The sequence below is a fragment of the Bdellovibrio sp. HCB274 genome, from assembly GCF_047306075.1.
GTDB lineage: Bacteria > Bdellovibrionota > Bdellovibrionia > Bdellovibrionales > Bdellovibrionaceae > Bdellovibrio.
In genome coordinates, this window is sequence record NZ_CP178623.1 from 686,096 (window position 1) to 697,972 (window position 11,877).

Annotated in this window: 10 protein-coding genes; 6 read left to right on the plus strand and 4 right to left on the minus strand. The window is 47.3% G+C overall.

What is annotated here, in order from left to right; translation table 11 throughout:
* Nucleotide 1 precedes the first annotated feature (1 nt).
* From ACLWNV_RS03380 to ACLWNV_RS03395, 4 genes are all read left to right on the plus strand, one after another.
* On the plus strand, nt 2–3,226 hold the full coding sequence (locus tag ACLWNV_RS03380; RefSeq protein ID WP_413586511.1) for an efflux RND transporter permease subunit: 3,225 nt from the start codon (nt 2–4) through the stop codon (nt 3,224–3,226).
* On the plus strand, nt 3,201–4,484 hold the full coding sequence (locus ACLWNV_RS03385; RefSeq protein WP_413586512.1) for an NAD(P)/FAD-dependent oxidoreductase: 1,284 nt from the start codon (nt 3,201–3,203) through the stop codon (nt 4,482–4,484). The genes ACLWNV_RS03380 and ACLWNV_RS03385 overlap by 26 nt, the downstream gene beginning before the upstream one ends.
* Nucleotides 4,485–4,555: 71 nt before the next feature.
* Nucleotides 4,556–5,080: a MarR family winged helix-turn-helix transcriptional regulator gene (locus ACLWNV_RS03390; RefSeq protein ID WP_413586514.1), complete on the plus strand. Its 525-nt coding sequence runs from the start codon at nt 4,556–4,558 to the stop codon at nt 5,078–5,080.
* A 123-nt stretch (nt 5,081–5,203) separates the two neighbouring features.
* Complete coding sequence (locus ACLWNV_RS03395; RefSeq protein WP_413586515.1) at nt 5,204–5,602, plus strand: four-helix bundle copper-binding protein; 399 nt, start codon at nt 5,204–5,206, stop codon at nt 5,600–5,602.
* Here ACLWNV_RS03395 and ACLWNV_RS03400 read toward each other — a convergent pair.
* The 4 genes from ACLWNV_RS03400 to ACLWNV_RS03415 form a co-directional block, all read right to left on the minus strand.
* The gene (locus tag ACLWNV_RS03400; RefSeq protein WP_413586516.1) at nt 5,597–6,364 is read right to left on the minus strand and encodes a putative DNA-binding domain-containing protein; all 768 of its coding nucleotides are present in this window, start codon (nt 6,362–6,364) and stop codon (nt 5,597–5,599) included. The two genes, ACLWNV_RS03395 and ACLWNV_RS03400, sit on opposite strands and share 6 nt — an antisense overlap.
* Nucleotides 6,333–7,187: a DUF692 domain-containing protein gene (locus ACLWNV_RS03405; RefSeq protein ID WP_413586517.1), complete on the minus strand. Its 855-nt coding sequence runs from the start codon at nt 7,185–7,187 to the stop codon at nt 6,333–6,335. Before ACLWNV_RS03405 ends, ACLWNV_RS03400 begins: the two co-directional genes overlap by 32 nt.
* Nucleotides 7,184–7,783 carry a YceI family protein gene (locus ACLWNV_RS03410; protein ID WP_413586518.1) on the minus strand — a complete coding sequence of 200 codons (600 nt, stop codon included), beginning with the start codon at nt 7,781–7,783 and terminating at the stop codon, nt 7,184–7,186. The genes ACLWNV_RS03405 and ACLWNV_RS03410 overlap by 4 nt, the downstream gene beginning before the upstream one ends.
* 178 nt (nt 7,784–7,961) lie before the next feature.
* The gene (locus ACLWNV_RS03415; RefSeq protein ID WP_413586519.1) at nt 7,962–9,383 is read right to left on the minus strand and encodes a S8 family serine peptidase; all 1,422 of its coding nucleotides are present in this window, start codon (nt 9,381–9,383) and stop codon (nt 7,962–7,964) included.
* A 302-nt stretch (nt 9,384–9,685) separates the two neighbouring features.
* Between ACLWNV_RS03415 and ACLWNV_RS03420 the strand changes: the two genes are divergently transcribed.
* Together ACLWNV_RS03420 and nuoD are read left to right on the plus strand one after the other, a co-directional pair.
* Entirely contained in the window at nt 9,686–10,180 is a 495-nt protein-coding gene (locus ACLWNV_RS03420) for an NADH-quinone oxidoreductase subunit B family protein (protein WP_340599376.1), read from the plus strand.
* Nucleotides 10,167–11,849 (plus strand): NADH dehydrogenase (quinone) subunit D, encoded by a 1,683-nt coding sequence (nuoD, locus tag ACLWNV_RS03425; RefSeq protein WP_413586520.1) that lies wholly within the window; start codon nt 10,167–10,169, stop codon nt 11,847–11,849. The genes ACLWNV_RS03420 and nuoD overlap by 14 nt, the downstream gene beginning before the upstream one ends.
* The last annotated feature ends 28 nt before the right edge of the window (nt 11,850–11,877 follow it).

Consider the following 11,877-nt stretch of genomic DNA (forward strand, 5'->3'; position numbering starts at 1 on the left):
CATGAGCTTACCTAAACTTTCCATTAACAGACCGATTTTTATCACTTGTGTGACCATCGCGATCGTGATCGTCGGTTGGGCGGGTTATAAATCCATGCCAGTGGATCTTTTCCCAGACGTTTCCATTCCCGTTGTGACAGTGCAAACGGTTTACGCCGGTGCCGGTCCTGCCGAGATTGAAACCCTGGTTTCACGTCCTCTTGAAGACGAGATCAGTACTATTTCCGGTATTAAACGTATGACTTCCAAATCCATGGAAGGTGTTTCTCAGGTGATCGTCGAGTTCAACTCTGACGTTGACGTGAAGTACGCAGAACAACAAATCCGCGATAAAGTAAATATCGCAAAACCAAAACTTCCTGATGAATCCGACGACTCGGTTATCAAAAAGTTCGACCCATCTGATACACCGATCATGATGCTGGCTCTGGTGGCTAAAGGTGATATCGGCTCCGCGGAACTTTACGATATCGCAGATGACGTGATTTCCCCGCGCTTTGAGCAGGTGAATAACGTTGGTGCCATCGATATCCTGGGTGGTCGTAAAAGAGAGATTCACGTCGAGTTGGATCGCAAGAAATTAAAAAACCGCGAGATCTCTGTATCTCAGGTCGCAGCTCAGGTTGGAGCCATGGGGGAGAACATCCCTTCAGGTAAAGTCAATCAAGGCGGCCAGGAATTGACGTTCCGTGGTTTGGGTGAGTTCCGTAATACTCAGGACGTGGCAGACACGCTGGTAAACTTGTACGGAAATGAAGTTCCAACGCGTGTTTCTGACTTGGGTGTTGTGAAAGACACATTAGAGGACGAAAAATCCCGCGCCTTCCTGAATAACGAAAAAGCGATCTTCCTGCAGGTTTACCGTCAATCCGGTTCAAACACTGTGAAAGTGGCCGATGATATTCTAAAACAGATGAATTCGATGGGCCCTGAGCTTGAGAAATTGCCAGGTAACCTAGAATTGAAAATGGTTACGAATGCGTCTCAGAAAATTAAAGACAATCTATATGATGTGAATGAAACCATTCTTATCGCCATCCTATTGACGGTCATCACGGTATTTTTCTTCCTGGGAAGTCCACGTACCACATTGATCACAGCGGTTTCCTTGCCCGTGTCATTGATCGGTGCCTTCATGTTGATGAAGCTTGCGGGATTCTCTTTGAACATCGTATCCATGCTGGCGTTGACGCTCGCCGTGGGTCTTCTGGTGGATGACGCCATCGTTGTCGTTGAGAACATCTATCGACGAATGCAGCTGGGTGAAAACTCGCTGGTGGCGGCGGAAAAAGGTACTGTCGAGATCCAAATGGCAGTTATGGCCATTTCCCTTGTGGTTATCGCCGTCTTCCTTCCGGTTGGTACGATGTCAGGTACGATCGGTCAGTTCTTAAAGCAGTTCGGTTTCACGATCGTATTTGCGATGATCATTTCGTGGTTTGTCGCGATGACAATTATCCCGATGCTGACTGCATACTTTGCAGGTGAAGGACATGGCGGCCACGGCGCTGCTCATGATCATAAGCCGGCTTCATTGTATGATAAAACTTTGGGCCGCATGGTTCGTGGTTTCGACCGCTTCCAGGCGATGCTTGAAAAATATTACGAGAAACTTCTCAAGGTGACTCTGCGTTTCCCAATCTCCACGATTATGGTGACGCTGTTGGTATTCGCATTGTCTATCTTTAGCGCTACCAAAGTTCCGGGCAGCTTCGTGCCGGATGATGACGCCGGCGAGTTGAGTGTCACTTTGGAGATGGCTCCTGGTACAAGCTTGGACGGTATGCAGGTTGAGGCAGATAAAGTGGATGCACTTCTGCGCGCAAACCCTGCGATCGAGTTTACAACGAAAATTATCGGTAACATTTATGGTGAGCCGAATAAAGCGACCTTCTACGTAAGAATGAAAAACGAGAAGGGCAGAATGAAAACTGAGCTTTTCCGTGACGAACTTCGTAAAGAATTGGCGCAGTTCAAGGATGCGAACCCAGTTGTGAAAAAATACGATGCGACGGGTGGTATGGCTCAGCAGCCGGTGGTATTGAACATCATGTCTCCGGATCCGAAAGATCTTGAATCTTCTGCGACTAAATTGATTGCAGCGTTGAAACAGGATGCTCGTTTCAAAGACGTGGATTCAAATTACCGTCCTGGTAAACCCGAGTTGCAGGTTCAACTGAAACCGGGTGCTGCTAAAGCTTACGGAATCAATACGACAACAATGGGTGGCGAGTTGCGTGCCCAGGTTGAAGGTATGACACCAGCGAAGTTCCGTGAAAAAGGACGTGAGTACGAAGTGCGCGTGCGTTTGCAGGATGATCAACGTGACCTTAAGCAAAACTTTGATCAGGTCTTCGTTCCGAACATCAATCGTAAGCTGGTTCGTTTGAAAGACGTGGCGAATGGTGAACTGACTTCGGGTCCGGCCTCTATCGATCGTATGAATCGTGCCCGTTATATCCAGGTGACTTCAGCGTTGGCGCCGGGCGTGGGTTTATCCACGGCTATCGCAGATGTTATGAAGCTGACTCAAGAGGGTGAAACTAAATTCCCAGCCAGCGTACGTGTGAATCTGGGTGGTGAAGCGGAAAACTCTGCGGATTTGGCATCTTCTGCTGGCCTCGCGTTGTTGTTCGCGGTTCTGTTCATCTATCTGATCCTGGCTTCTTTGTACGAGTCCTTCATCACTCCGGTGACAATCATGGTGGCGTTGCCACTGGCTCTGAGCGGTGCCTTCCTGGCATTGTTCCTGGCGAACCAAATGATGTCCCTGTTTGCGATCTTCGGATTCTTCATGCTCTTAGGGGTGGCAGGTAAGAATGGTATCTTGCTTGTGGATACAACGAATCAGTTGATGGCCGAAGGAAAATCCAGAGCAGAAGCACTGGTGCAAGCGGGTAAAACGCGTCTTCGTCCAATCCTGATGACCTCTTTCGCATTGATTGCCGGTGTTATTCCTGTGGCAATCGGCATGAATCCGGCATCAAGAACACGTACAGCGATGGGTTTTGCGATTATCGGTGGTATGATTTCATCGACAATTTTAACCCTCATTGTGGTACCAGCGGTATTCACCTATGTGGATCGCTTCAGAGTTTGGGCAAATAAACTTGGCAGCAAATTGACTTCTGCCCAGAAAGACGAACCTGTAATAGAGGATGCCACGGCTGGCGCACCACGGGAAAGTGGAGTCAGTGACTATGCCGTTACATCACCCGAAAAGTAATGATCAAAAAATAGTTGTTATTATTGGTGGAGGTTTCGCGGGGCTAAACGCCGCGAAATCTCTGGCCAACAAAAAACAGGTTCACGTCGTTCTGATTGATCAGCGTAATCATCATCTGTTTCAACCTCTTTTATATCAGGTTGCAACTGCAGGTCTAAATCCTTCCGACATCGCCGTTCCCATCCGGGCAGAGTTCTCAAAAGCCGATAACGTTGAAATTCACATGGGTCGGGTCGACAGTGTGGATCTGGAACAAAAGATCGTGATATCGGCAGAGCAGGAACTTCATTATGACTATTTGATTGTCGCGACCGGCGCTCAACACAGCTACTTTGGAAATCCCGAATGGGAAGATCATGCTCCCGGTTTAAAGACAGTGGAACAAGCAACGGAAATTCGTCGCCGAATTTTACAGGCATTCGAAGATGCTGAAAATGAAACGGACGCCGAAAAGCAAAAAGCACTTTTGAATTTCGTTATTGTCGGAGCAGGACCTACCGGGGTTGAGCTTGCAGGTGCTATTGCGGATATTGCGCGCACGGTTCTGGTAAAAGATTTTAATCACATTAATCCGGCAGATGCTCGCGTTTTATTGGTTGAGGCCGGGCCGAAAATTTTATCCTCGTTCAACGAGAAGCTTTGCAGTCGTGCGATGCGTGATTTGCAGGAGATGGGCGTTGAAGTGAGAATTTCCTCGCGTGTTGAGAATATAAATGAAAACGGAGTGATAATCGCCGGTGAGTTTATACCCTCACGTTCAGTTTTTTGGGCAGCGGGTGTGCAGGCTTCTCGAATGAAATTCGCTCCGGAAGTCGCAAAGGATCGTGCTGGTAGAGTTATTGTTCAAAAAGATTTTTCAATTGAGAATTTCGCACACACATTTGTTATTGGTGACATGGCTCACTTTGAAATTTCTCCTAACAAGTTGCTTCCTGGCTTAGCACCTGCGGCTATGCAAGCTGGCAAATTTGTTGGTAATATGGTACTACAAAGTATCGAAGGGCAAGTCCGAAGCTCCTTCAAATATTTGGATAAGGGCCAGATGGCCACTATCGGAAAGCGCAGAGCAATCGCCGAATATGGCTCCTTACGAATGAAAGGAGTCATTGCATGGCTGGCCTGGTTATTCGTTCATGTTCTTTACCTGATAGGGTTCAGAAACAGATTGTCTGTAATCACAGAGTGGACTTGGAGTTATATTTTCTCCAAGCGGGGCTCGCGATTGATTACGTCGCGTGATTGGAAACTGAAAAACTAACAGAAACCTGACAAACAGATTTTTGTAAATTGATTTTATTTAGAAGAAAATAACTACCCAGAGGAGATAAAATGGCGAAATTATTTATTCAGGACTTGCCGACAGAACAAGAGATTAAAGCATCCGTGGAGAACCTGCACACAGAAGAGGTGGATTCAGGGATTCTTCATGCAAATCTTCTCTTCATGAAAGTAGCAAATGAGTTGGACAATCATTTTGAAAATATCCTGTCCAAGTACAGCCTTTCCACAGGAAGATTCACTCTGCTTTATATGCTGAGAAACTCACCGGAAGGACTTAGTCCATCCGCTTTGGCTTCTATGGCGGGAGTCACTCAAGCCACAATTTCCGGTTTGTTAAACAACATGGAAAAAAATGAACTGATCGTGCGAGAGACTCACGTGAAAGATGGTCGTTCCTTCGTGATCAAGCTGACGGAAAAAGGGAACACGACTTTGAAAGAAATCTTTCCACAGTGGTATCCCCAAGTGAAAAGTTTCTGGGAGCAGCAGTTCAGCAAAGAACAGCTTTTGAGTTTCAAATCCACTTTGGAAGAAATGATCAAAAGAACTGAGTCTTTGGGAACTGAAGGATAGTCCTTAAGTGCAGGGCCCCTGATAGGAAACAAGGGGCCTTGTTGCAATCTGACACTTTTATAAATGCCACCATTATTTCAAATAGAATGAAGGTAAGACTTTAATTCCAATTTGGAGGTGGTTATGGCATCGATTCCTTTGCAAGATAGCGATACCGCAAAATGTATCAAAGCTTGTATGAACTGCACCAAAGCGTGCATGGAAGCTCTTCATTACCTGCTACAGCAGGGCGTCTCGGGAAAACAAGTTTCAATTCTACAGATGTGTGCGGAAGCCTGTCAGCTCTCCTCCAAAATGATGCTTGCTGAATTGGAATTCCATCATCAGGCCTGCGAGCTTTCCTTTGAGCTTAGTACGGCCAGTGCGGCGATCTGTGCTTCTTACGATGATCCTTTGATGGTTCGTTGTGCAGATGCTTGTCGTCACTGTTCTGAAACTTGTCGTGGTATGGCCGGTATGACAGTGAGAATGAAAGGAACTGCCAAAGACTTGCGCAGCTCCCTGCCTTCCGCGCGCCTATAACGGAATGAAATCGTCGATCACACCGGCTTTTACCAGTGTTTTTAAAAGCCGTGTGTTGTCTTCAGCCGATACTGATTGCGAGAAGTCCAACAAAGCTTCGGAGATGCTTTGGCCTTGTTGCATTTTTAGGATTACTTCGGCGTGGATGGGGTCAATGGGTTCTGGGATTACGGTGCCGTTTTTTTTGTAGATTAGAAGACTCTGGGGTTGGCTCCAGTTGATTTCTTCGTAGGCGTAGGCTGGTTCTTTGCGTCTGTTCCATAGTTCCAAAACAGAGTGCATGCTTTGGTGTACGCGCATGGCTTCGACGAAACCTAATCTGAAATTTGCGGTGCGCAGTTGTTCCATCAGGTTTTCTGCTGGCAGGGGATTTGGGGTGGCGGCGCTTTGGACTTCTTTGATCATCCATTCAAAGCGGGCCAGATCCTGCAGGAAGGGAATGCCTCTTGTGCGAACGGTGTTGCTTAAGTATTCGCTGAAAGTTGCGCCGTAGTCTGCAAGATGAAAGTTTACAGAAGGTTGTGATTCGATGTATCTGACGCACAGATCGTGGAATAGATCCCGGCCCAGGACCCAGGCGACGGTTTCGTAGGTTTTTGCAAGCGACCCAATAAGTTTTGAGTGATAGGCGTCATGATAGATTTCAAATCCCTGATCCAGGGAGATGTTGCCCACGGGGCGCAGGTCACGGATGGACTGCGCATCGGCCTCGCCATCCAGAACATTCTTTTTAAACAAATGCAGTGCTTCGTTGATTGTCATTGGAACTCTCCAGGATGAATGAGGCTTTGATTACTTCCATTTCCAGTTCATTAAAGTCTGGAACATTTTTAATTCTTTCGACCGCGATCGGCAGATGACGAATCTGCGGGGCGAGCATTTGAAACAGCCCCCAGACCGGTGTCGTTATCGCTGTGGCTTTCTTGTCTAACCAATGGGATTCAGTTTCCGTGGGCCCTGAAAGATGCACTTGCTTTACGTGACTCATTGGCAGGTGTTTCAGATATGTTCTGGGGCAGAATCCATGATTCACTGAATTTACAAACAAAGCGCTTAAATCCAGAATCAATCCGCAACCGGTGTGACGAACCAGCTCGCTGATAAATTCCACCTCGCCCAAGTCGCTATCGGCAAAGTTCACGTAGGTGGCGATATTTTCCAAAGCGATGGGATGTTTCAGATGATTTTGCACGACATCGATATTGTCGCTAATCACTTTCAAAGTTTCTTCGTTATAAGGCAGGGGAAGCAGACTGTGCATATTGTGAGTGTGACTGCCGCTCCAGCCCAGATGATCTGAAACCAGAAATGGCTCTACATTTTCGATCAGATTTCGCACCGAATGCAGGTATCCCAAGTCAGGTCCTTCAGGATTACCAATATTCAAATGCGTGCCGTGCAAGGCCACAGGATAATCGCGGCGCAGCTCTTTAAGCACCTCGAGGGCATGTCCCTGGGATGAAAGATATTCCTCTGTTGTCGCCTCTAACCACGCCACATCTGTGTGGGGTTGTGATTGAAGATAGGCAAAGTGGGAGTTGTGCAAAGACATTCCCACTTTGAAGTTTGCCGTCGAGTATTTCATTTTGCCTTCCCGGCTAAAATGGCTTCACCCTGAATTTCGACGTCAACAGTGTCGCCGACAAGAACGCCGCCGGTTTCCATCGCTTTATTCCAAACCAAGCCATAGTCTTTGCGGTTCAATTTAGTTTCAATTTCAAAACCGACACGGCGTTTTCCCTGAGGGTCAGTCACGGCACCGTTGTAGTCCACATCCATCGTGACGTCTTTAGTCACTCCGTGAACTGTCAGCTTGCCCTGAACTTTTTCCGGCTTTGAATTTTCATACTCAGTCTTCGTGGATTTAAATTGGATTGTCGGAAATTTTGCGGCATCCAGAAAGTCCGGACTTTTAAGATGCTTGTCGCGATCGACTTGATTGGTGTTGATTGAATTTGCCTGAATGGTGACGACCACGTTGTCCAGCTTTTGGGATTTTTCGTCAAAATCAAATGTGCCTTCAAACTTATCGAACGTGCCTTTCACCTTGGAGATCATCATGTGCTGAACTTTAAAGATGACTGTGGTGTGAGCGGGATCGATGGTGAACTTTTCCGCCCAGGCAGGGGCAGCAAGAAGAGTCGATAGCAATACGGATGTCGCAATTCTTTGAATGTGCATCTGGTTCCTCACTTGTATTTGGGGTGGTTCGTAAAAGATTAATCGTTTAAGAACTCCAAATGGGAGGCAAATTACTTATCGGAAAGACCCTGTGAAGCTGTTGAATTACAGAGGGATTTGGGAATAAAAAAAGGGAACCGCATGGGTTCCCTTTTTTGATTTAAAATTTTAATGTGAATTAGAATTTCAAAAGTGCGCCAACATCCAATTTACCATTCGAAGTCACTTTTCCGTTCAATGCCGGGATCGGTTTCGCAGAACCCAGGATCGCCGCTTTCACATCCTGCCATGACTTCTCAGGGTGAGCTGACCAGTAAAGAGCCGCAGCGCCAGCGACGTGTGGAGTCGCCATTGAAGTCCCATCCCAAGTGGCTTTGAAACCCATTTTGTCGATAACAACGTCAGAGTAGTTGTTAAACACAGTTGTTGAGTAAACCACAACGCCAGGGGCGCCGATATCCACAGAGCGATTGCCCCAGTTGGAGAATGAACCCAATTGGTCCTTCACGTCGATAGCTGCCACAGAAACAATAATGTCATGTGGGTAGCTTGCTGGATACGCTGGAGCAGCGTCGTTGTCGTTATCGTAACCAACGCCTTTGTGACCATTGCCTGCCGCTGCGATAAACAACACGCCTCTGTCTTGTGCGTATTGAACAGCATCACGCAATGCTTTGTTCTCGGCGCCAGAATTAGGATCTTCGCCTTCAGAACCCCAGGAGTTGCTCATGATTTTTGCGCCGTTATCAACTGCGTATTTAATCGCCTTGATAGCGTCAGCAGTCGTACCGCCGCCTTTTTCAGAGATAAAACGCAAAGACATGATTTTTACATTCGGAGCAACACCGGCAACACCTTTGCCGTTATCGCCACGAGCTGCAACGTTACCTGCGCAGTGTGTTCCGTGACCTGGGTTACCACCTTTGAACAGAATGTCCAATGGCTCCATGGAAAGGTCATAAGGTTTGTTGTCATTGGAAACGAAATCCCAACCTACAACGTCGTCGATGTAGCCGTTGCCGTCATCATCGATACCGTTGTTAGGAATTTCTTTTGGATTTCTCCAAAGATTTGGCAATAGATCTTCGTGTGTATAGTCAACGCCAGTATCGATAACAGCGACAACCATTTCAGGATTGCCCTTTGTCACTTTCCAGGCTTCAACCACGCCGATATTGTTCATGCCCCATTGTTTGTTGAACAATGGATCTGCTCCAGAAGTTGATTGCGGAGCGTTAGGAATTTCCGGGTTGTCTTTGATTGCCAAAGTTTGTGGTTGCGGATTGCGACGCAACATTTTTGCCAAAGCCGCGCGACGCAAAGGGTCCTGGATTTGGTAGCTTTCCATCAAACGAATTGGGTAGTTCGGCTGAACATATTCAATCGCAGGGTTTTTCATCAGGTTGAAAAGACTCATGGATTTTGGAGCACGGACGCGAACCAGGTTTTCAGTAATTTTCTCGGTTTTAGCACCGAAAAGTTCGACGTTATCGTAGCCAGGTGCCAATTTAATAAGCAAATCCTGGGTTTTATGTTGAGCTTGTGCGCTCATCGCGAAGGCAAGAACGGCAGATGCTGTAAGCAGGGCCAACTTCTTCATGAAAACTCCTTTCAAAACAATCCTTGTTATGTGGTTAAGCACTCGAGTTTCTCGACTGATTTTTGGGTCGAAAGTAAAGTTTGTTGTCTCGCGAGTGGATAATCAATTTCATTTGCGTATCCCCATGATTTTGTTGAGGCGCGTTGAAGTTCGCCAGACGCAGGCCTACAATGAGTATCTAGTTGTCAGGATTAAGGTTTTTCGTTAGTTACTTAATGATAGCTAATTGAAATTGCAGAGGTGTATTTATGCACAAAGATCAAGTGCAGAGTTCCGCCCTCGGAACTCAAGCAGCGGACGATATGTCGCGCGATATTGCGTTCACCACAAAGCTCGATCACATCGTGGCTTGGGGTCGCAAGAATTCGTTGTGGCCAATGCCTTATGGTACTGCTTGTTGCGGTATCGAATTCATGTCGGTGATGGGACCGAAGTATGACCTTGCCCGTTTCGGTGCAGAGGTTGCGCGCTTCTCTCCACGTCAGGCCGATCTTCTTGTGGTTGCGGGTACGATCACCGAAAAAATGGCGCCGGTCATTGTTCGTATCTACCAACAAATGCTTGAACCAAAATACGTAATTGCCATGGGCGCTTGTGCAAGCTCCGGTGGTTTCTACCGTGCCTACCACGTTCTTCAGGGCGTTGATAAAGTTATCCCTGTCGACGTTTACATCCCGGGCTGCCCTCCAACACCAGAGGCAGTTATGGACGGTATTATGGCTTTGCAAAAAATGATCGGTGATCACACACCACGTCCTTGGAAGGACAACTGGAAGAGCCCATATGAGCAAGCTTGATTCAATCAAACAAAACCTGGCGGGACGCTTTAACGTAGCGAACTTCAAATTCTCCAACTCTGTTGGTGATGATGTTATCGAAGTGCCTAAGGAAGACATTCCAAGTTTGATGATGTACCTGCGCGAGTCCGGCATGTTCGACTTCCTGATGGATGTCTGCGGAGTTGACTATCCGACGCGTGAAAAACGTTTCGACGTTGTGTACAATCTCTTCTCTTCAAAAGATAACACGCGTCTTCGCGTAAAAACTCAAGTCGGTGAAGGCGAGTCTGTTGGTACTGCAATTCCAGCTTACCGTGGTGCTGACTGGTTCGAGCGCGAAGCTTTTGACATGTTCGGTATCAAGTTCGAGGGTCATCCCAACTTGCGCCGTATCCTGACTCACCACCAATTCGTGGGTCATCCATTGCGCAAAGACTACGAAGCGGATCATCAACAGTCCTGCACAGCTTCTTTGCCAATTCATTTCAATAACGAGCCGGGATCTCCGGGTGACGTTTTGAATGACAAGTATGTTCCATTGAACATCGGTCCAGCCCATACAGCGATGCACGGTACTCTTCGTGTGATGGCTGAAATGGACGGGGAGACGATCGTTCGTTGTAACAACGAAATCGGATATCTTCACCGCTGCTTTGAAAAAATGGCGGAGACTCATCCGTACAATCAGGTGATCCCATACACAGACCGTTTGAACTACTGTTCAGCTCCGATGAATAACATCGGTTACTGCAAAACGGTTGAGCGTTTGTTGGGCGTGGAAATTCCGCCTAAAGCGCAAGCGATGCGTATCATCCTGGCAGAGCTTTCCCGTGTTATCGACCATACGATTGCAATCGGTACTGGTGCGATGGACTTGGGTGCTTTGACATCTTTCTTCTATATGTTCGGTTTGCGTGAACAGGTTTATACATTGTTCGAAAAACTGTGCGGTGCCCGTCTGACGGTGTCTATGACTCGTGTGGGTGGTATGGCTCAGGACGCGCCGGAAGGTTGGTTCGACGAGGTTTTGGCTCTTTGTAAAGAGCTTCGCCGTGGGACTGACGAGATGGCCGGAATGGTTGTCGACAATAAAATCTTCATCCAGCGTACCCGTGGGGTTTGTGCAGTTTCTGCAGCAGACGCTATTCAATGGGGTTACACAGGTCCGTTGCTTCGTGCTTCCGGTGTAAACCTGGATTTGCGTAAAGCCACTCCATATTATGGATATGACCAGTTGGATTTCGACATTCCAGTGGGAACAACAGGTGACATCTATGATCGTTATCTGGTTCGTTTCGAGGAAATGCGCCAATCCATCCGTATCATCGAGCAGGTTTGTAAAAACATTCCGGCAGGTGACTACACGATCCGCGATAAAGGTATCGTTCTTCCAGAGAAAAAAGACGTTTACGGTAATATCGAAGGTCTGATGAATCACTTCATGCTTGTGATCAAAGGTCTTCGTCCACCGGTGGGTGAAGTTTACGACGCGACAGAGGCAGCCAACGGTGAGTTGGGCTTCCATCTGGTCAGCGACGGCTCTGCGAATCCATACCGTTTGAAAGTTCGTCCACCTTGCTTCGCGATCTATCAGTCTTTCCCGACTGTGGTTAAGGGCGCGATGTTGGCGGATGCAATCGCAACTGTAGCTTCTATGAATTTGATTGCCGGAGAATTAGACCGATAAGGTCTAATTCGGAGGTCCGCCGAAGCTT

Excerpts from the sequence above, each read along its gene's own strand:
- ACLWNV_RS03415 (WP_413586519.1), bottom strand. The coding sequence starts at position 9,383 with ATGAAGAAGTTGGCCCTGCTTACAGCATCTGCCGTTCTTGCCTTCGCG.
- ACLWNV_RS03395 (WP_413586515.1), top strand. The coding sequence starts at position 5,204 with ATGGCATCGATTCCTTTGCAAGATAGCGATACCGCAAAATGTATCAAA.
- ACLWNV_RS03380 (WP_413586511.1), top strand. The coding sequence starts at position 2 with ATGAGCTTACCTAAACTTTCCATTAACAGACCGATTTTTATCACTTGT.
- ACLWNV_RS03400 (WP_413586516.1), bottom strand. The coding sequence starts at position 6,364 with ATGACAATCAACGAAGCACTGCATTTGTTTAAAAAGAATGTTCTGGAT.
- ACLWNV_RS03385 (WP_413586512.1), top strand. The coding sequence starts at position 3,201 with ATGCCGTTACATCACCCGAAAAGTAATGATCAAAAAATAGTTGTTATT.
- nuoD (WP_413586520.1), top strand. The coding sequence starts at position 10,167 with ATGAGCAAGCTTGATTCAATCAAACAAAACCTGGCGGGACGCTTTAAC.
- ACLWNV_RS03420 (WP_340599376.1), top strand. The coding sequence starts at position 9,686 with ATGTCGCGCGATATTGCGTTCACCACAAAGCTCGATCACATCGTGGCT.
- ACLWNV_RS03405 (WP_413586517.1), bottom strand. The coding sequence starts at position 7,187 with ATGAAATACTCGACGGCAAACTTCAAAGTGGGAATGTCTTTGCACAAC.
- ACLWNV_RS03410 (WP_413586518.1), bottom strand. The coding sequence starts at position 7,783 with ATGCACATTCAAAGAATTGCGACATCCGTATTGCTATCGACTCTTCTT.
- ACLWNV_RS03390 (WP_413586514.1), top strand. The coding sequence starts at position 4,556 with ATGGCGAAATTATTTATTCAGGACTTGCCGACAGAACAAGAGATTAAA.